Origin of the sequence: Novosphingobium aquae, from assembly GCF_037572715.1 — a bacterium.
GTDB classification, from domain to species: Bacteria; Pseudomonadota; Alphaproteobacteria; order Sphingomonadales; family Sphingomonadaceae; genus Novosphingobium; species Novosphingobium aquae.
On sequence record NZ_JBBHJY010000002.1, the window covers coordinates 215841 to 233907 of the forward strand.

Below are 18067 nucleotides of genomic sequence, written 5' to 3' on the forward strand. Positions count from 1 at the left end.
GGAAAGGGGTAGAGTCGGAATTTTCGGGAAATTCTCGTTAGACTACTGGTTTTATTCAATTTTATCGAGGTCAACAGGCCAGAAACCACGTTTCAGTCTAGTCATCAAGTGGTTGTTTTCGAAAGTTATTATTTCGCGCCCACCGACCTTCCCCGCGTTCATCCCGATTTTCCCCGGTTCGCTTTCCCGGCGGTTTTCCACAAGCGCGAGCAAGCCGGCCAGCGCAGACTTGCGGGCTTCCGGGCCGGTGATGCCTTCGCTCTCAAGCAGCGCAGCGTCAGCAACAATAACCGCCCTGCCCCTCCCGATGCCGCACGTTGCCACCAGCGCGGACTGATCAATCAAGCAGCGTTTACTGCTGCCCTTGAGCGTCCCCGGCAGGTTCACAGGCAGGCTGAGCCCGGTGGCTTGAACCGTGGCCTCACCCTCCAAAGCAGCATCGTCAAAGCCCAGTTCCAACCCCCAATGCGCGAGCAGCGGATCGACCATGGCGATCGCCTGCGGACGGCGCTTGTCGCCCACCGGGAAGATCGAATGCGCGGTGAGCATCGGATCGGCGAACAGCAGCAGCTTCCCGCCGCCGCGCACCCAACGATCCAGCGCGGCCATTTCCTCTGGTGACAACGCGCGCGGCTGGGCGAGAACGGCCAGTTCCACGCCGCGCAGAGTATCGCTGGCAATTCGGTCAAGCGGGACGACAGTACCACGCGCCTCCAGCACGCCGCGCGCCCAGTGCGGCGGCGCTTCGGCCTTGCCGAGCATTGCGCCGATGCTCGGCTCTTCGGCCCACAGGATCGGCAGGCTGGTCATCAGACTGATGCTGTCGCGCGTTCGGGAGTGTCCGGCGCAGGCACCGAGCAGCAGCGACGACGCGAGCGCCGCCACGAAGGCGGTACGCCGGATCAGTTGGTAGGCGCCGCAGCCGGCTGGGCGGTGGGCAGAGTCGTCTCGGGCGAAGGCACCGCGCCGATATCGGCCAGCGGATCAGTATTGGCCTTGGGCGCTTCCTGGACCTGCGAAGTGCCGCTCACCCCGACTTCGGCTTGGCGGGCGCGGTCCATGATGATGTTGGCGAGGCCGACCAGCAGCAGCATGGTCGCGAGTCCGAAGATGCCGATCTGCAGGCGATGCACGGCCTGTGCGCGAAGCTCTCGCGCATTGGGCAGCTGGAAGTGCTGCGGTCCGGGACCCGTCGGACTATCGTTCGGCCGTGTTGCCATTGGAACGCAGTTTACAACTTCAAGCGGCGGGGCGCAACCATGGGAATATGGGGAGGCCTTTGGTGGCCAGCCACTCGGCATTGTACAGCGACGAGAGGTAGCGGAAGCCGGTATCGCAGAGGATCGTCGCGACCCGCGCGTCCTTGCGGCCTTCGCTCACCAGTTGCTGGCCCAGCGCGATGGCGCCGGCAACATTGATCCCGCTTGAGAGACCAAGACACAGCCCTTCCTCGGCAAGCAGGCGCGAGACCCATTCAATGCCTTCTTCATCGGAAATGCGGAACTGCGTGTCAATCGGCGCGCCTTCGAGGTTGGCGGTGATCCTCCCCTGCCCGATGCCTTCGGCCACCGAATTGCCCTCGGCCTTTAGCTCGCCGTGGGCATAGTAATTATAAAGCGCCGCGCCATGTGGATCAGTCAGCGCGATGCGGATATTCTCGTCGAATTCCTTGAGGCCCAGCCCCACCCCGGCAATTGTGCCGCCAGTGCCAGCCGCGCAAGTGAAGCCATCGAGCCGGCCTTCCAGCTGGTTCCAGATCTCCGGCGCGGTGCTTTCGATGTGGGCCTTGCGGTTGGCGACGTTATCGAACTGGTTGGCCCAGATCGCGCCTTCGGTCTCCTCCGCAAGCCGGCGCGAGGTGTGCACGAAGTGGCCGGGGTTGGAGAACGGCGCGGCGGGAACCAGCACCAGTTCCGCGCCCAGCGCGCGCAGCGTGTCCATCTTTTCGCGGCTCTGCGTCTCGGGCATGACGATGATCGTCTTGTAGCCCAGCGCATTGGCGACCAGAGCCAGACCAATGCCGGTATTGCCCGCCGTACCTTCGACGATCGTGCCGCCGGGCTGCAGCAATCCCTTGGCCTCGGCATCGCGGACGATCCACAGCGCCGCGCGGTCTTTCACCGAGGCGCCGGGGTTGGCGAATTCGCACTTGCCCCAGATCTCGCAGCCAGCCGCCTCGCTCGGTCCTTTGAGCAGGACGAGCGGGGTGTTGCCGATCAGGTCAAGCGTATTGCGGACAGCAGGTGCAGTCATGCCGCAGAGGTAGGAGCGAGAGGGGGCCCGCGCAATGGATTTGCGCTTTGCCCCCCGATACTCAGTCTTCCTCGGCGATGGTCACGCGCAGACCGTCAAGCGCGTCGGTCATCTTGACCTGGCACGACAGGCGCGAGGTGGCGACGCGGTGGTCCGAACTGTCGAGCAGGTCGTTTTCGTCAGCGCTCATTGCCGGGATCTTGTCGGCGAATGCGGGATCGACAACCACGTGGCAGGTCGCGCACGAGCAGCAGCCGCCGCACAGCGCCAGCAGCTCGTCAAAGCCGTTGTCGCGGATCGCTTCCATGACGGTGTAGCCGTTCTTCACATCGACTTCGGTTTCAGCGCCTTCACGATTGACGATAACGAGCTTGGCCATTGCTGTTTTCCTTTGGGTTCGCGGCCCGGTTGCGGGCTTTGGCGGCGCTGCTAATGAAGAGGCGCCGCTTTGGCAAGATATAGGGTTGCGCGAAGATATGATATACGGTGGATCATGGGATTAAGCGCAGCGGCGATCCACAGCGGACTCGATGCCATCGCCGCTGCCGAACCGCGCATGGCGCGGGCGCTGGAGATCGCCGGCTACCCCGAACCGCGAATCCGGGAACGCGGCTATGCCACCTTGCTGCGCACCATCGTCGGCCAGCAGGTCAGCGTGGCCGCCGCCGCCTCGATGTGGCGCAAGCTCGAGGCGCACCTGGGCGAAGATGTCGCCCCGGAAAAGCTGCTCGCCAGCCATTTCGACGAACTGCGCGCCTGCGGCCTTTCCCGCCAGAAACAGGGCTATACCCGGTCCTTGTGCGAAATGGTCCTGTCCGGCGACCTGACCTTCGACGCCCTGCCCGCCGATGATGAGGAAGCCATCGAACTCCTCACCCGCATCAAGGGCATCGGCCGCTGGAGCGCCGAGATCTACCTCCTCTTCGCCGAGGGCCGGCCGGACATCTGGCCGGCCGGAGACCTTGCCGTGCAGGCGGGGTTGCACCGGATTTTGCGGCTGGATGAGCGGCCAAGTGAGAAGGAGACGCGCGTGCTCGCGGAGGCGTGGCGTCCGCACCGGGGGGCGGCGGCGATCTTCACGTGGCACTGCTATAACAATGCGGCTTTGTAAGCCCACTTCCGTCATCCCGGCCTTCGCCGGGATGACGGAAGTGGGTCGCTGGGCATAAACTCGACGCTGATCAGCCGTTCCGTAACGGAATCGACAAGCCCCGCCCGATCGGCTTAACCTCCCCGCCAACGGGAGAGACAAACATGGATCGGAAAGCGATTTTCATCACCGGCGGCGGGTCGGGCATTGGCCGGGCGGTGGCCATCTGGTTTGCCGCGCGCGGGTGGTTCATCGGGATTGCCGACATTTCCGACAGCGGCATGGCCGAGACCAAGTCGCTGCTGCCGCCGGGATCCTGCTCCACGCATAAACTCGACGTACGCGACCGCGAGGCGTGGGACGAGTCGCTTGCCGCTTTCGCCAAGGCCAGCGGCGGGCGCATAGACGTGCTGTTCAACAATGCGGGGATCGGCACCGGCGGCATGTTGCATGAACTCGACAAGGACGAGATCGACACGCTGATCGCGATCAACGTCACCGGCGTGGTCTACGGCGCGCAGGCGGCCTACCCTCATCTCAAGGCCGCCGCCCCCGGTTCCTCGCTGGTCAACACGGCGAGCGCGGCGGGGCTTTACGGATCGGGCGGGCTGTCCCTCTATTCGGCGACCAAGTTCGCGGTGCGCGGCTTCACCGAGGCGCTCGACATCGAATGGCGCGATGATGGCATCCACGTCTGCTCGCTGATGCCCAGCTTCATCGACACCGGCATTCTCGCTGGCCCGGCCAACAAGAAGAGCAACGTGTCCAAGCGCGAAAGCGTAGTGCGCGCCGGGCTGGAATTCACGCCGGTCGAAGTCGCCGCGGAGACGGTGTGGAACGCGGTCAACGGCGGCACCAAGGTCCACAATCTGGTCGGCAAGACGGCCAAGTCGATGGCCTTTGCCGCCAAGTGGATGCCCGGCAAGCTGCGCGAGCGCAGCCGCAACCTGATGAAGGCGCGCGCTGCGCTGGAGTAGGCGCGTAGCCGGATTGCCCCATGTTTGCGACGAGCGGAAAGCGCAGCGACAATCTTCCGCTAACGGTTTTCGAGCGCCGGGCTTAGTCTTGCCCCAGCGGGAGAAAACCTATGCGGGGTAAGCATTTGCTTCTGGCAACCGGCCTGGGCTTCATGGCTCAGCCGTCCATGGGCCAAGATATCGTCGTCAAGGGCAAGGCGCTAAGCAAGGAGCAGGCGCATGAACAGGCCAGAGCCTACGTGCAGAACATCGGCATTGTCACCACGGTGAAACCGGCGGCGCGCTGGGTCGATCCGGTCTGCCCCCGCGCAGTAGGCATTGTCGACGACAAGGCCGCCATGGTTGTCGCCCGCATCCGGCAAGTGGCATCGAACATCGGCGCGCGGGTGGCCAGGGAAGGCTGCAAGCCGAATGTCCTCGTCACCTTTACCGAATTGGGCGCCGACCTGGTCCAGCGGGTCAATGCGATGGACCCGCGCCAGCTGGCCGAGGTGCCGCATTCGCAGCGCGACCGCGTACTCAAGGGCAGCGATCCGATCCGCTGGTGGTACGCCAGCCAGGTCCGCAGCCACGACGGGATGCCGGGATCGTCTGCTCCGCCGCCGTGGCTTAATATCGAGACGTCTGCCTCTGGCGCGTCAGCCTCCAGCGACGCCGGTGGCGGCAGCCTGTCCAGCCCCTTCACCAATTCCTACCGCACCAGCACCATCGCCACCCAGACCAAGCGCTCGCTGGAAACGGTAACCGTGGTGATCGACGTCAAGCTGGCCGAGGGCAAAGGCTTTGACGCGGTGATCGACTATGCGGCGATGGTCAGCCTTGCCGAGATATGGCCGCAGGGTCCGTTGGCGGGGGATTCGATCCTGTCGCTGTTCAATGGCACGCCGCCGCCGCGTGAAATCACGTCGCAGGACGAGGCGCTGCTCAAGGCGCTCTACAAGATGCCGCTGGACCGCGAGGGCCGCTATCATCGCGGACGACTGGTGAAGGACGTTTCCAGCGCGCTGACGACCAGCAAATAGGCCTGACGCGGGGGCGATGGACTTGCCCCCGCCCTTTGTCCGCCGGTGCAGCCATGCAACCCTGCGGCGAAACAGACTTCGCAGAGGATGCCTGACCATGACACCCAAGCGCCTGCTCGCCCTGTTTGCCGTTGGTGCGGCCACCATCCTGCCGCTCGCCGCACAGGCCCAGCCCGCGCCCGCCGCGCCGAAGGGTTCCGCCGTGCCCGGTTGGAACGAGCTGGTCGGCAAGCTATCCGACCTGCCCGACCGGATGCTCGCCCGCCTGCCTGAGGCGATGCGAAGCGATCCGCAGGTGCAGCAGGAAGTGGCGCGCCTCGCGCTGGAAGCGCTGACCTCGCAAGGGGTCGACGCAATCGGCGGCGATGCCGATGCGCCTGAATTTCTGCCGGCCATCGGCTATCTGTTCAACGTTGGCCAGCCCAATGCCGATACGATCTATCGCTCGGCCCGGGTCGATGGCGCAGGCACCTATCGGCTGCGAGGGCGTGCGGGATCGCTCAATCAGGCGATCATCAGCCAGATCGTGCCCCGCAATGCCGAGACCGGCAAGGGTCGCAACCATATCGACCTGTCGAAGCTCAAGCTCGACAAGCAGGGGCGCTTTGACGTGCTGCTGAGCGCGGCAAAGCCAAAAGGCCACCGCGGCGAATGGTGGGAGCTGCGCCCACAGGCCAGCCGCCTGATGATCCGCATGGTCAGCGCCGACTGGGCAAAAGAGCAGGCACCGACGCTCTCCATCGAACGGCTCGACAAGCCTGCCGCCCGCCCGCGCCGCTCTGCCGCCGATCTGGAGGCGCGGCTGCGCGCGCTGCCCGGCATGGTCGACATGATGGCGCTGATGTTCGTCGAACACGTGGAAAAGCTGCGCAGCGATGGATATGTCAACCGGTTCAAGACTTTCGACATTACCAGCGCCGGCGGCCTTGCCGGCCAGTATTACTACGAGGGCGCTTATGACCTCGCCGAGGACGAAGCGCTGATCGTCGAAAGCGATGTGCCCAAGGTCTGCCGCTACCGCTCGCTGATCCTGACCAATGAGCTGTACGAGACCACCGACTGGTACAACAACCATTCGAGCCTCAACAACGCGCAGGCCCCGGCGGATAAGGACGGTCGGCTGCGCATCGTCGTCTCGTCCAAAGACCCCGGCGTGCCCAACTGGCTTGATACCGCCGGCCACGCCAAGGGCCTGATCCAGGGCCGCTGGATGGACTGCGACAGCCAGCCGGTGCCGACCGCAACCAAGGTCAAGCTGGCGGATGTCCGCAAGCACTTGCCCGCCGATACAGGCACCGTCACACCGCAGCAGCGCCAGCAGATCGTCCGCGAACGCCGCGCCGCCTATGTCCAGCGACCGGTCTGGTAAGCCCTAGAGAAAGCTCTCGATTGCGCGGGCCATATCGGCATCACGCTGCGATAGTCCGTCCGCGTCATGAGTGGTCAGGGTGATGTTCACGTGGTTGTAGACGTTGGACCATTCGGGGTGGTGGTCCGCCTTGTCGGCATAAAGCGCAACGCGGGTCATGAAGCCAAAGGCGGCGTTGAAATCGCCGAACCTGAACGCGCGCTCGATCGCCTTGCCATCGGCGCGGAGCTGCCATGCGGGGCATTCGGACAGCAGGGCATCGCACTCGGCGTCAGTCAGGCGGGTAACAGGCATGGTGCACTCCTTGGCAGTAGGCCCCGTTTCCCCTAAGGCGCTGCCTCATGCAAGGGGCCAGCCTGAAAGCGACCGATCTCGCCTGCCAGCGCGGCGAGCGGCTGTTGTTTCGCGGCCTGTCGTTTGCGCTTGCCCCCGGCGAGGCGATACAGGTTGCAGGTGCCAACGGGATCGGCAAATCGAGCCTGATTCGCATCATCGCCGGCCTGCTCCGCCCGCTGGCCGGCACGGTTGAATGCGGCGGCACGCCGGCCCTGCTCGATGAGCGACCCGCGCTCGATCCGCACCTGCCTCTGGGCAATGCGCTGGCCTTTTGGCAGCGCATCGATGGATGGGACGATCTGCCACTCGGCCTGCTGGGCCTCAAAAACCTGCTTGATGTGCCGGTGCGCTACCTTTCTACCGGCCAGAAAAAACGTGCCGCGCTTGCGCGCATGGTCGGCCAGTCCGCGCCGGTCTGGCTGCTTGACGAGCCGCTCAACGGGCTGGACCGCGCGGCGGTGGCCATGGTCGAAACGCTGGTGGCGCAGCACTGCGATTCTGGCGGCGTGGCGCTGGTCGCCTCGCACCAGCCAATCGCGCTGCCGGGCGATCACCGCATTGATCTTGCGGAGTTCACCGCGTGAGCCACCCACTCCTTGCCATCCTGCGCCGAGACATTGTGCTGCTGCTTTTCGGCGGGCGGCGCGGCGGAGCGACGCTGCCACTGCTGTTCTTCCTCGCGGTCGCCATGCTGTTCCCCTTTGCTGTCGGGCCGGACCCGGTCCTGCTGGCGCGCACCGGCGGCGGGGTGATCTGGGTTGCGGCGCTGCTCGCGGCGATCCTGCCGATTGACCGGCTGGTCGAGCCTGATCTCGATCAGGGCATGTTCGATCAGTGGGCCCTGCGCGGTATTTCCGAAGAGGCGCTGATGGGCGTGCGCATCCTTGCCCACTGGCTGAGCTTCGGCCCGCCGCTGATGCTCGCCGCCCTCCCCGCTGCCGCCTTGCTCGGGCTGGATGGCGAGAAGCTGCGGATCGTCGAGATCGGACTGCTGGCAGGAACGCCGGGACTGGCCGCGCTCGGCGTCATGGTCGCCGCACTCACCGCCGGCCTGCGCGGCGGCGCGGCGCTTGGCGGTCTGCTAGTGATCCCGATGGCCGTGCCTCTGCTGGTCTTCGGCGCGGGCAGCCTTGCCGTGGGCGGGACAAGCGGCCTCGCCCTTTGTGGCGCGGCGAGCCTGGTGCTGCTGGCGATTGCCCCGTTTGCTGCCGGCGCGGCAGTGCGGAATGGGCGGGGTTAGTAAGGCGGCTTGTCCAGTCCCTTCGGACTCGCGGTGAAGATCTCGCACCCGGTCTCGGTAATCCCGATTGAATGCTCGAACTGCGCCGAAAGCGAGCGGTCGCGCGTTACGGCCGTCCAGCCGTCTTCGAGCAGCTTCACCCCCGGCTTGCCGAGGTTGATCATCGGCTCGATGGTGAAGAACATGCCCGGCTTCAGCTCCGGCCCGGTGCCACGGTGCCCGGCGTGGACCACCTCGGGCGCATCGTGGAACAGGCGGCCGAGGCCATGGCCGCAGAATTCGCGAACGACGCCGTAGCGGTTGGCTTCGGCGTGCTTCTGGATGGCCGCGCCGATATCGCCCAGCTTGGCGCCGGGCTTGGCGTGTTCGATGCCGATCATCAGGCACTCATAGGTCACGTCGACCAGCCGCCGCGCCTTCAGCGGCACGTCACCAACGAGGTACATTCGGCTGGAATCGCCGTGCCAGCCATCGAGCAGCGGGGTCACATCGATGTTGACGATATCGCCGTCCTTGAGGACCTTGTCGCCGGGGATCCCGTGGCACACGACATGGTTGATCGAGACGCAGCACGAATGGGCATAGCCGCGATAACCAAGTGTCGCCGGCACCGCGCCGCCATCGAGCGTGAGCTTGCGGACAAGATCGTCGATCTCCCCCGTGGTGACGCCCGGCTTCACAAAAGGCGCCATTTCATCGAGGATCTCTGCGGCAAGACGCCCGGCCTTGCGCATACCCTCGAAGTGTTCGGGAGCGTGCAGCTTGATCGTGCCATCGCGAAGGAGGACATCGGTGGATTCGACGGTCTGGTATTGAGTCATGCCGCCCACATAGGCGCGATTGGCCGGAATTGCGAGATGCTGTGCGCACGGTCCCTTTTACTGTCATCCTCAACTCGTTTCACGATCCATCATGCCGAGCGCACGGGTCAATAAGAGACCAGTTGCCCGCGTCCCATGTCTCTAAGTCACCAGTGCCCAGGGCGAAATGGATCCTGAAACAAGTTCAGGATGACGGAGTGTGTAAATGAGATGGGGATTCACAGAGGCCGAGATTGCGCCTATCCCCCTCCCATGAGCGACAAGAACTCCCTGATCCAGCCCGATCGCGGGCAGAAAGCCACCGCGATCCACCTCGTCTCGAAGGACACCTTCCCCGCCTTCGCCAAGGGCCTGAACGCCGCGCAGCGCGCCGCGCTGGCCGCGCAGAAGTTCGAGGGCGACGGCTATGCCTATGCGATCGTGCCTGATGGCGATCACTGGTTCGTCGTTTCCGGCGTGGCCAATCCGGATGACTTGTCCAGCTGGTGCATGGCGAAACTGGCCGAAGTGCTCCCCGCGGGGACCTATCGCCGCGAGGGCGGTGAGCCGGGTAAAGCGATGTTCGGTTGGCTCAGCGGACAATACTCGTTCGACCGTTACCGCTCCGATCCCAAGGAGGAAGGGCCGCGCATTCTTCTGACCAAGTCGGTCAAGGCGATTGACGCCGTGCTCGCCGAAGCGGCGGCGACGGAGTTGGTCCGCGATCTCGTCAATACGCCGGCGGAGGATATGGGGCCCGCCGAACTCGAAACGACCGCCCACCAGATCGCCAAGCAGTACCGCGCTGAAATCCACGTGACCAAGGGCGATGCGCTCGAGCGCGAATTCCCGATGGTCCACATGGTTGGCCGCGCCGCCAGCCGCAGCCACGCTCCGCGAATGATCGAGATCGAATGTGGCGATCCCAAGCACCCGCGCGTGGCCATTGTCGGCAAGGGCGTGTGCTTCGATTCAGGCGGGCTCGACATCAAGCCGAGCGCCGGAATGCTGCTGATGAAGAAGGACATGGGCGGCGCAGCCCACGCGATTGCACTGGCGCAGTTGATCATGGGCGCTGGCTTGCCGGTGCGGTTGCACATGCTGGTGCCGGCAGTGGAGAACGCGGTGGCGGGCAATGCCTTCCGCCCCGGCGACGTCCTGCGCAGCCGCGCGGGGATTTCGGTCGAGATCGGCAATACCGACGCCGAGGGCCGCCTCGTTCTGGGTGACGCGCTGGCCAAGGCGAGCGAGAGCTCGCCGGAACTGATCATCGACTTCGCCACGCTCACCGGTGCGGCGCGCGGGGCGCTCGGGCCAGACCTGCCCGCGCTGATGACGCGGCAGGACGCGACGGCAGAGGCACTGCTGGCGGCGGGCATCGAAAACGACGATCCCGCATGGCGCCTGCCACTGCACAAACCCTATGCCGAATGGCTGAAAAGCGACATCGCCGATATCAACAACAGCCACACCAACGGCTTTGCCGGGGCCTCGGTCGCGGGGCTGTTCCTCGACCGCTTCGTTGGCGAGGGCATAGACTGGGCGCACTTCGATACCTTTGCATGGCGGCCGGTTTCCAAGCCCGGGCGACCCAAGGGCGGCGAGGCGCTGGGCCTGCGCGCATCATGGGCCATGCTGCAAGGGCGCTACACATGAGCCTGACCGTCACCCTGCACGGTGCGGGTCGCACCGTCACCGGATCGTGCCTTGAATTCGACACGGGCAAAGCGCGGCTACTGGTCGATTGCGGCATGTTTCAGGGTTCGCGCACGCTGGAATCGCTGAACATGGCAAAACGGGTGAATAACCCGGAAAAGCTTGACGCCGTCATCCTGACCCACGCGCACATCGACCATTCGGGCCTGCTGCCCAAACTGGTCAAGGACGGCTTCAGCGGTCCGATCTGGTGCACGGACCAGACCGGCGAGTTGCTCGAATACATGCTCGCCGATTCCGGCCGCATCCACGAGGGCGAAGCCGAACGGATGAACCGCCGCCGCGACCGTGAGGGCAATAGGGCGATGGAACCGCTCTACACCGAAGCCGACGGACTGGAGGCCTGGCGCATGGCGCGGCCTGTCGCGCTTGGCCAATGGTTCGAACCCGCACCCGGATATCGCGCGCGACTGTGGAACGCCGGGCATATTCTCGGATCCGCCTCTGTAGAGCTTGAGGCCGCGGGTGTGCGGATGATGTGTTCGGGCGATATCGGACCGGACAACAAGGCCTTCCATCCCGATCCCGAAGGCCCGGCCGGCTTCGACCATGTCTTTTGCGAGAGCACTTACGGTGACCGCGCCCGTGAGAAGCACTCCATTGCCGAACGCCGTGACATCCTTGCCGGGGTCGTCAACGAGGCATTGGGGCGCGGCGGCAACCTGATCGTGCCGACTTTCGCGCTGGAACGGACTCAGGAACTGTTGCTCGACCTCGCCAACCTGTCCCGCGATGGGCGCATCGGACATGCCACGGTGTTTGTCGATTCACCGCTGGCCAACCGCGCCACCAAGGTCTTTGCCCGACATCTTGAGGATCTGGAAGATACCGGCGGCACCAATCCGTTTGAAAGCACGGCGATCCACTACGTCAACGACGTGTCCGAATCTGTCCGGCTCAACACGATTTCGGGCGCGATCATCTTGGCGGCATCGGGCATGTGCGAAGCTGGGCGCATCCGGCACCACCTGCTTCACAACCTGCACCGGCGCGATTCCACCGTGCTGTTCGTCGGCTTCCAGTCCGAAGGGTCTCTCGGCCGCGTTATCCTCGAAGGTGCAGAGCGGGTGCGGATCACCGGCAAGGACGTGCTGGTCCGCGCACAGATCCGCCGGATCGATTCCTATTCCGCTCATGCCGATCAGGCGGAATTACTCGACTGGATTGCTGCTCGCGCGCCGATATCGGGCAGCCTTATGCTCGATCACGGTGAGAGCGCCGCGATCGATGTCTTGGCCCGTCTGGCGCAGGATCGTAAACTCGCGCCGTCGGTCATCGTGCCGGGAATCGGTGAGACCTGGCAGCTCGAACCGGGCAGTCGGGCCAGCCGCCTGCGCACCGCACCGCCCGAAACTGCGGCCGCAGTCGGGCGCGACTGGCAGAATTCCTATGCCGATCTCGCCAGCAGCCTCAAGCAGCGCTTGCTCAGGATCGAAAACGCCGAAGCCCGCGAGCGCGCCATCGCGGAAATGCGCGCCGTGCTCGACAGCTACACCGAGTTCCGAGAGGCGAAGAAGGATAGGCATGACCACCGCTAGGCTGCCCCCAGGGGTCGCTAACTTGCCTGAAACGCCTCTATTGTATAAGCGCCCCCATCCCCGGGGCATCCGGGCAGGGGAACCGGAGGGCAAGTGAGCGAATTGGCCAGCCTTGATACCAATCTCGACGGACGCAACTTTGCGATGACCGGACCGATGAAGATCGCCGATCCGGCGCACACGCCGGTGCGCGGTGATCTGGCCCATGTCCGCCTCGCGGGCTGCTATTTCGTGCCGCATTACGCCGTGCCCGCGCCGCACAAGGTTGTGGCTGGCGGAGCGCAATTACTCTCGTCCGGACGCGCCGATGCAGAAGTGCTCGCAGCACTCCCAGCCGGTTCGCACTTCGACGTGCTCGATATTGCCGGCGGCCAGGCTTGGGGACAGGCGGGAGATGAGAACGGACTGGTCGGCTATGTGTCCATGAACCAGCTCAAACTCGCAGCATGACTGCGCGGGTTTTCATTGACGGCGCGGCGGGGACCACCGGTCTCGAAATCCTAGAACGGCTTGCCCCGCGCAGCGAATTCGAACTGGTTGTGCTCGACGACGTTCAGCGCAAGAGCGCCGACGCGCGCCGCGATGCCTATCACGCTGCCGATTTCGCCGTGCTCTGCCTGCCCGACGATGCCGCGATCGAGGCTGTCGCGCTGGCCGAGGGCGCAAAGGTCCGCATCGTCGATGCCAGCTCCGCACACCGTGTGGCGCAGGGCTGGACCTATGGCTTTCCCGAAATCACTGGGCGCGAAAAGATCGCCAATGCAGCGCGGGTGAGCAACCCCGGCTGCTATCCCACCGGCTTCATCGCACTCCTCGCGCCGCTGATCCGCAACGGGCTGCTGCCGGCGGACTGGCCCTATGTCTGCCACGCCGTCTCCGGCTATTCGGGCGGCGGCAAGGCGCTGATCGCTCGGTTCGAAGATGATACCGACATCGCCTACCGCGATTACGGCCTCGCGCTTGGTCACAAGCACGTGCCTGAAATGCAGCGCTATGCGGAGCTGGGGAATGAGCCGGTTTTCGCCCCGGCGGTGATCCCGGCGCATCGCGGCATGGTTGTCGAAGTGCCGCTGCACCTGTCGATGATGGAGCGCGCTGCGCCGGTCGACGGTCTGCGCCAGTGCCTCCAGCTGTTCTACCAGAGCAGCGAAGTCGTGACGCTTCACGCCGATACGCCCGATGAACTGCTGCTGCGTCGTTCTGCCGAGCCTTCGGACCGGCTCGACCTCTATGTCTTCGGCGCCAAGGATGGCCGACAGGCGCGGCTCGTCGCCGTGCTCGACAACCTTGGCAAGGGTGCCAGCGGTGCGGCGGTGCAGAACCTCAACCTGATGGCGGGCCTGCCGGAAACCGCCGGTCTCAGCCTCTAGTGGACCCGAAAGCGCCGCCGATTTCCCCGGCGGGCATGGCCGCGCTGCGCAAGCGGTACGACCATCTGCTGGGCACAGAGCGCCCCGCGATTGTCGAGATCGTCTCGTGGGCGGCGGGCAATGGTGACCGCAGCGAGAACGGCGATTACCTCTATGGCCGCAAGCGCATGCGCGAGATTGACCGCGAGCTGGCCTTCCTCGCCAAGCGCATGAAGCTGTGCCGGGTGATCGATCCCGCCGCGCAGACCGACCCCGGCCGCGTATGGTTCGGCGCCACCGTCACCATTGCTGACGATAACGACGGGCAGCGTACGATCACGCTGGTGGGCGATGACGAGCAGGATGCCAGCAAGAGCCTGATCGGGTGGTCCGCACCGATGGCCCGCGCGCTGCGCGGCGCGGCACTGGGCGACTTGCGCAAGGTACGCTTGCCCGGCGGCGAAAAGGAATGGGAAGTGATTGCGATCACCTACCCCGAGCCGCTCTGATGGCCGAGATTGTCAACCTGCGTCTGGCGCGCAAGGCGCGCAAGCGCGAGGCTGACAAAGCCGCCGCCGAACAGAACCGCGCGCTCAGCGGGCGAACCAAGACCCAGAAGCTGCGCGAGCGCTCCGAGCAGGACCGCGCCGCACGCGAGCTTGACGCCCACCGGCGCGACGGCGATTGAACCGCCATGCCGCGCCGCTTGCCTCTCCTGCTCATCGCTCTGCTGATCGCCGCCCCGGCTTCGGCGCGCGATAATCTGGGCGTCTATGGCAAGTGGGCGGCCTTTCGCGATCCCGCCGTGCCGCGCTGCTATGCCATCGCCATGGCCGAGCCTTCGCGGCTCCAGCGTGATTTCCAGCCCTATGCCGCGATCGGCACCTGGCCGCGCCGGAACGAGCGCGGGCAAATCCACTTCCGCCTGTCGCGCAAACTCGCGCAGGGTGCGCGCGTGGTATTGACGATCAGCGGCCAGCGCTTCGAACTGTCCGCCGGCGGCGGCGATGCCTGGGCGGCAGACAAGCGGATGGATGCTGCCGTGGCCGCAGCCATGCGCTCCGCAGGGTCGATGACGGTCAGCGCGCGCGATGCCTCGGGCCGCAATTTCGCCAACACTTATGCCTTGTCGGGCGCGGCAACCGCCATGGACGCGGCGCAGATCGGTTGCGCTGGAATTCGCTGAGGCATTCGCCGAAGCTAGCCAAACTGGGCCGCTAACCCTATGTGCCCAACCATGGCCGATACAGCACTGATGTCGATTCCGGGAATGATCGATCCCGTACCCACCCCGCGCGAGGTCACTCCGCGCGCTGATGGCCGGGTGGATCTGCTCGGCCTGCCGCGCAAGGCGATCACCGCGCTGTTCGAAACCGCAGGCCTTGATGCCAAGGCCGCCAAGCTGCGCGCCAAGCAGGTCTATCACTGGCTCTACCACCGCGGCGTCACCGATTTCGAAGCGATGACCGACATCTCCAAGACCATGCGCCCGTGGCTGGCGGCGCGCTTCGTGGTTGGCCGGCCCGAGGTCGTGCTGGCCCAGCATTCGAACGACGGCACCCGCAAATGGCTGCTGCGCACCGATGATGGCCACGAGTTTGAAATGGTCTTCATCCCCGACGAATCGCGCGGTACGCTGTGCGTTTCGAGCCAGGTCGGCTGCACGCTCAATTGCCGTTTCTGCCACACCGGCACCATGCGACTGGTGCGTAACCTGACGCCGGGCGAAATCGTCGGACAGGTCATGCTGGCCCGCGATGAACTGGGCGAATGGCCGCGCAGCGCCGATGATACCCGCATCGCCACAATGGCCGGACTTGATGAAGTCGAGGACGAAGATGGCGGCGGCTATTCCCCCGATGGCCGCCTGCTCACCAACATCGTGATGATGGGCATGGGTGAGCCGCTCTACAATTTCGACCACGTCCGCGATGCGCTGAAGATCGTCATGGACGGCGAAGGCCTCGCCCTGTCGAAGCGCCGCATCACCCTTTCGACTTCGGGCGTGGTGCCGATGATGGCCCGCGCGGGCGAGGAAATCGGCGTCAATCTGGCGGTCTCGCTCCACGCGGTGAACAAGGAAGTGCGCGACGAGATCGTACCGATCAACCGCAAGTACGGACTCGAGGAACTGCTCCAGGCCTGCGCCGACTATCCCGGCGCCAGCAACGCACGGCGCATCACGTTTGAATACGTCATGCTCAAGGATAAGAACGACAGCGATGCCGATGCGCGCGAACTGGTGCGGCTGATCAAGCAGTACAAGCTGCCCGCCAAGGTCAACCTGATCCCGTTCAACCCGTGGCCCGGCGCCATCTATGAATGTTCATCGCCCGACCGCATCCGGCGCTTTTCCGAGATCGTTTTCGAAGCCGGCATCAGCGCGCCGGTGCGCACGCCGCGCGGCCGTGACATCGATGCCGCCTGCGGCCAGCTCAAGACTGCTGCGCAGAAGATGAGCCGCGCCGAGCTTGACCGGCTGGCCGAGGAAAAACAGGCCGCACTCGGCTGATCGCACATTCGGGGCAGTCCAGCTGCCCGGCAATCCGCAGTTCAGCCATGGAACCCTTTGGTGCTCTCACGAGTTAACACAGTCATAGGAGCCTACCCATGTTTCGCAAGACACTCATCGCCGCCGGCCTCGCCACGATGGTCCTGCCGGCCGCCGCAGCCTATGCCGCGCCGCCAGCATGGGCCCCCGCCAATGGCTACCGCGCCAAGAACGGCGACATTTCCTATCGCCGCACCGAAAACGGCGTGCGCTACTGGCAGGGTCGCGACGGCCGCTATTACTGCAAGCGCAGCAACGGCACCACCGGCCTGCTGATCGGCGCTGCCGGCGGCGCTCTGGTTGGCCGCGCAATCGACAGCCGCGGTGACCGCGCGACCGGAACGATAATCGGTGCCGCCGCAGGTGCGCTGCTTGGCCGCGAGATCGAACGCAGCAATTCGCGCTGCCGTTAAACCTGCAACCCGATGTTTCGCCCGAACGGCTTGTCGTGCGGGCGGCACGGCCTGACTCATTAAGGTGAGTCATCGTCGGCGAGTTGACGTAGCTTTCGCGTGGTTCGTCCATGCGAAAGGATTGCCCATGCGCAAGTCACTCATCGCCCTCACACTAGCCGGCTCAGTCTGCTTCGCCGCTCCCGTTGCGGCGGATCCGCCGCTCTACACGTTTGGCGGCAGCGCCCCGGCGAACAGCGCCGTGGCTTATGACGAAAACGGCCAATACGTCACCCCGCAGGCGCTCGTCGCCAGTGACCGCGTCTGGTTGGGCGAAGACGGCCAGTATCATTGCAAGCGCAAGAACGGCACGACCGGGCTGGTGATCGGCGCGGCCATCGGCGGCTTCCTCGGCAATCGCATCGCCGGGCGCGGCAAGCGCACGCTCGGCACGATCATCGGCGCGGTTGGCGGTGGCCTGCTCGGCAAGTCGCTCACCGATGGTGAGGTGAAGTGCCAATAAGGGCTTAGGGGGCGAAAAGCTCCCCGCCTGCCGACACGGTCGCCACGCGCCCGCCGATCCACACGCCGTCAGCTTCATTGTTGGCATAGACCAGGCCGTTCGCGCCGGTCTTGCGGCCTTGCGCAGCGATGTAGCTATCCTTGACTAGCCCGGTCTCGAACAGGTGCATCGCAACCCCGGCATTGAAACTGCCGGTGACCGGGTCCTCCGCCATGTCCCCCGCCCCCTTGGCGAAGAAAGCGCGCAGTTCCCAATCAGCTTCACTGCCCGGCACACAAGGTCCCGCCAAACCGACATCGGTCCCGGGAGCAGCCTTTGCCGCCGGTTCCGCCGCAAGGACGGCCTCGGCACTGTCCATGCGCAGCAGCACCCAGTTCGGGCCGTTGGCGACATGGACCGCCTCGACTACGTGGTCAGGATCGGCGCCAGATACGCGCAGCGCCTCGGCCAGTTCGTCCGCTGAGAGTGCTCCGGTGCGGATCAGAGGCGGGGCGCGGAAGGCCAGCCGCTCGCCCTGCTGGCGAACCTCAATCAGCCCGACGCCGCATTCCTGCACGATCCGTCCGGTCCCTTTCGGCACGCCGCCCGCCGCCAGCCAGCCATGGGCGGAACCCAGCGTGGGATGGCCGGCGAAAGGCAATTCGCCCGCCGGATAGAATATCCTCACGCGGTAATCTGCCGCCGGATCGGTCGGCGGGAGCAGGAAAGTCGTCTCGGAATATCCCAGCCAGCAAGTGATCGCCTGCATCTGCTGGGTCGTCAGCCCTTCGCCGCCATGGACCACTCCGAGCGGGTTGCCGCTGAGCGGGCCGTTGCAGAACACGTCGATCAGATCGAGATTCACGCCGTCATTCTCCTTTAGGTGCCGGGAAATCGCCTGGGCGCCCTTCCATGCCGGCGCGGCTTATGCT

General features: G+C 65.1%; 23 protein-coding genes. 16 read left to right on the forward strand and 7 right to left on the reverse strand.

From position 1 onward, the window contains the following. Positions 1-51: 51 nt before the first annotated feature. From WG900_RS06345 to WG900_RS06360, 4 genes are all read right to left on the reverse strand, one after another. On the reverse strand, positions 52-885 hold the full coding sequence (locus WG900_RS06345; RefSeq protein ID WP_339965648.1) for a DUF4350 domain-containing protein: 834 nt from the start codon (positions 883-885) through the stop codon (positions 52-54). Positions 886-902: 17 nt separating this feature from the next. Further along, complete coding sequence (locus WG900_RS06350; protein WP_339965650.1) at positions 903-1220, reverse strand: hypothetical protein; 318 nt, start codon at positions 1218-1220, stop codon at positions 903-905. A gap of 19 nt (positions 1221-1239) precedes the next feature. Continuing rightward, positions 1240-2253 carry a cysteine synthase A gene (locus WG900_RS06355; RefSeq protein WP_339965652.1) on the reverse strand — a complete coding sequence of 338 codons (1014 nt, stop codon included), beginning with the start codon at positions 2251-2253 and terminating at the stop codon, positions 1240-1242. Between the two features lie 61 nt (positions 2254-2314). Continuing rightward, a complete protein-coding gene (locus WG900_RS06360) occupies positions 2315-2632 on the reverse strand; it encodes a 2Fe-2S iron-sulfur cluster-binding protein (protein WP_310534607.1) in 318 nt (105 codons plus the stop codon). A 114-nt stretch (positions 2633-2746) separates the two neighbouring features. Between WG900_RS06360 and WG900_RS06365 the strand changes: the two genes are divergently transcribed. The 4 genes from WG900_RS06365 (at position 2747) to WG900_RS06380 (ending at position 6711) form a co-directional block, all read left to right on the forward strand. Beyond that, the gene (locus WG900_RS06365; RefSeq protein ID WP_339965654.1) at positions 2747-3364 is read left to right on the forward strand and encodes a DNA-3-methyladenine glycosylase family protein; all 618 of its coding nucleotides are present in this window, start codon (positions 2747-2749) and stop codon (positions 3362-3364) included. A 143-nt stretch (positions 3365-3507) separates the two neighbouring features. Continuing rightward, positions 3508-4320, forward strand: a complete 813-nt coding sequence (locus WG900_RS06370; RefSeq protein ID WP_339965655.1) for an SDR family oxidoreductase — start codon at positions 3508-3510, stop codon at positions 4318-4320. Positions 4321-4487: 167 nt separating this feature from the next. After that, positions 4488-5342, forward strand: coding sequence for a hypothetical protein (locus WG900_RS06375; protein ID WP_339965656.1), 855 nt, complete (start codon positions 4488-4490; stop codon positions 5340-5342). Between the two features lie 97 nt (positions 5343-5439). Further along, positions 5440-6711: a DUF1214 domain-containing protein gene (locus tag WG900_RS06380; RefSeq protein ID WP_339965658.1), complete on the forward strand. Its 1272-nt coding sequence runs from the start codon at positions 5440-5442 to the stop codon at positions 6709-6711. 3 nt (positions 6712-6714) lie between these two features. On the opposite strand, the gene WG900_RS06385 is transcribed toward WG900_RS06380, so the two are convergent. Then, entirely contained in the window at positions 6715-7005 is a 291-nt protein-coding gene (locus WG900_RS06385; protein ID WP_339965659.1) for a 4a-hydroxytetrahydrobiopterin dehydratase, read from the reverse strand. A gap of 47 nt (positions 7006-7052) precedes the next feature. Here WG900_RS06385 and ccmA point away from each other — a divergent pair, with 47 nt between their 5' ends. Further along, positions 7053-7631, forward strand: a complete 579-nt coding sequence (gene ccmA, locus WG900_RS06390) for a heme ABC exporter ATP-binding protein CcmA (protein ID WP_339965660.1) — start codon at positions 7053-7055, stop codon at positions 7629-7631. Further along, the gene (locus tag WG900_RS06395) at positions 7628-8287 is read left to right on the forward strand and encodes a heme exporter protein CcmB (protein ID WP_339965661.1); all 660 of its coding nucleotides are present in this window, start codon (positions 7628-7630) and stop codon (positions 8285-8287) included. The genes ccmA and WG900_RS06395 overlap by 4 nt, the downstream gene beginning before the upstream one ends. Here WG900_RS06395 and map read toward each other — a convergent pair. Beyond that, the gene (gene map, locus WG900_RS06400) at positions 8284-9108 is read right to left on the reverse strand and encodes a type I methionyl aminopeptidase (protein WP_339965663.1); all 825 of its coding nucleotides are present in this window, start codon (positions 9106-9108) and stop codon (positions 8284-8286) included. The two genes, WG900_RS06395 and map, sit on opposite strands and share 4 nt — an antisense overlap. A 252-nt stretch (positions 9109-9360) precedes the next feature. Here map and WG900_RS06405 point away from each other — a divergent pair, with 252 nt between their 5' ends. From WG900_RS06405 to WG900_RS06450, 10 genes are all read left to right on the forward strand, one after another. Then, positions 9361-10743 carry a leucyl aminopeptidase family protein gene (locus WG900_RS06405; RefSeq protein ID WP_339965665.1) on the forward strand — a complete coding sequence of 461 codons (1383 nt, stop codon included), beginning with the start codon at positions 9361-9363 and terminating at the stop codon, positions 10741-10743. Further along, positions 10740-12341 (forward strand): MBL fold metallo-hydrolase, encoded by a 1602-nt coding sequence (locus tag WG900_RS06410; RefSeq protein WP_339965666.1) that lies wholly within the window; start codon positions 10740-10742, stop codon positions 12339-12341. Before WG900_RS06405 ends, WG900_RS06410 begins: the two co-directional genes overlap by 4 nt. A gap of 93 nt (positions 12342-12434) precedes the next feature. Then, complete coding sequence (locus WG900_RS06415; RefSeq protein WP_339965667.1) at positions 12435-12791, forward strand: SH3 domain-containing protein; 357 nt, start codon at positions 12435-12437, stop codon at positions 12789-12791. Beyond that, a complete protein-coding gene (argC, locus tag WG900_RS06420; protein WP_339965669.1) occupies positions 12788-13711 on the forward strand; it encodes an N-acetyl-gamma-glutamyl-phosphate reductase in 924 nt (307 codons plus the stop codon). Before WG900_RS06415 ends, argC begins: the two co-directional genes overlap by 4 nt. After that, positions 13711-14199 (forward strand): GreA/GreB family elongation factor, encoded by a 489-nt coding sequence (locus tag WG900_RS06425; RefSeq protein ID WP_339965671.1) that lies wholly within the window; start codon positions 13711-13713, stop codon positions 14197-14199. Before argC ends, WG900_RS06425 begins: the two co-directional genes overlap by 1 nt. Further along, positions 14199-14378: a DUF4169 family protein gene (locus WG900_RS06430; RefSeq protein WP_339965672.1), complete on the forward strand. Its 180-nt coding sequence runs from the start codon at positions 14199-14201 to the stop codon at positions 14376-14378. The genes WG900_RS06425 and WG900_RS06430 overlap by 1 nt, the downstream gene beginning before the upstream one ends. A 6-nt stretch (positions 14379-14384) precedes the next feature. Further along, complete coding sequence (locus WG900_RS06435; RefSeq protein ID WP_339965673.1) at positions 14385-14876, forward strand: invasion associated locus B family protein; 492 nt, start codon at positions 14385-14387, stop codon at positions 14874-14876. A 51-nt stretch (positions 14877-14927) separates the two neighbouring features. Further along, positions 14928-16202 (forward strand): 23S rRNA (adenine(2503)-C(2))-methyltransferase RlmN, encoded by a 1275-nt coding sequence (gene rlmN / locus WG900_RS06440; RefSeq protein WP_339965675.1) that lies wholly within the window; start codon positions 14928-14930, stop codon positions 16200-16202. 98 nt (positions 16203-16300) lie between these two features. Next, a complete protein-coding gene (locus WG900_RS06445; RefSeq protein ID WP_339965676.1) occupies positions 16301-16654 on the forward strand; it encodes a glycine zipper 2TM domain-containing protein in 354 nt (117 codons plus the stop codon). Between the two features lie 127 nt (positions 16655-16781). Further along, positions 16782-17156 carry a glycine zipper 2TM domain-containing protein gene (locus WG900_RS06450; protein ID WP_339965678.1) on the forward strand — a complete coding sequence of 125 codons (375 nt, stop codon included), beginning with the start codon at positions 16782-16784 and terminating at the stop codon, positions 17154-17156. A 4-nt stretch (positions 17157-17160) separates the two neighbouring features. Here the strand turns inward: WG900_RS06450 and WG900_RS06455 are convergent, their stop codons facing one another. Next, on the reverse strand, positions 17161-18000 hold the full coding sequence (locus tag WG900_RS06455) for a PhzF family phenazine biosynthesis protein (RefSeq protein WP_339965679.1): 840 nt from the start codon (positions 17998-18000) through the stop codon (positions 17161-17163). Positions 18001-18067 lie beyond the last annotated feature (67 nt).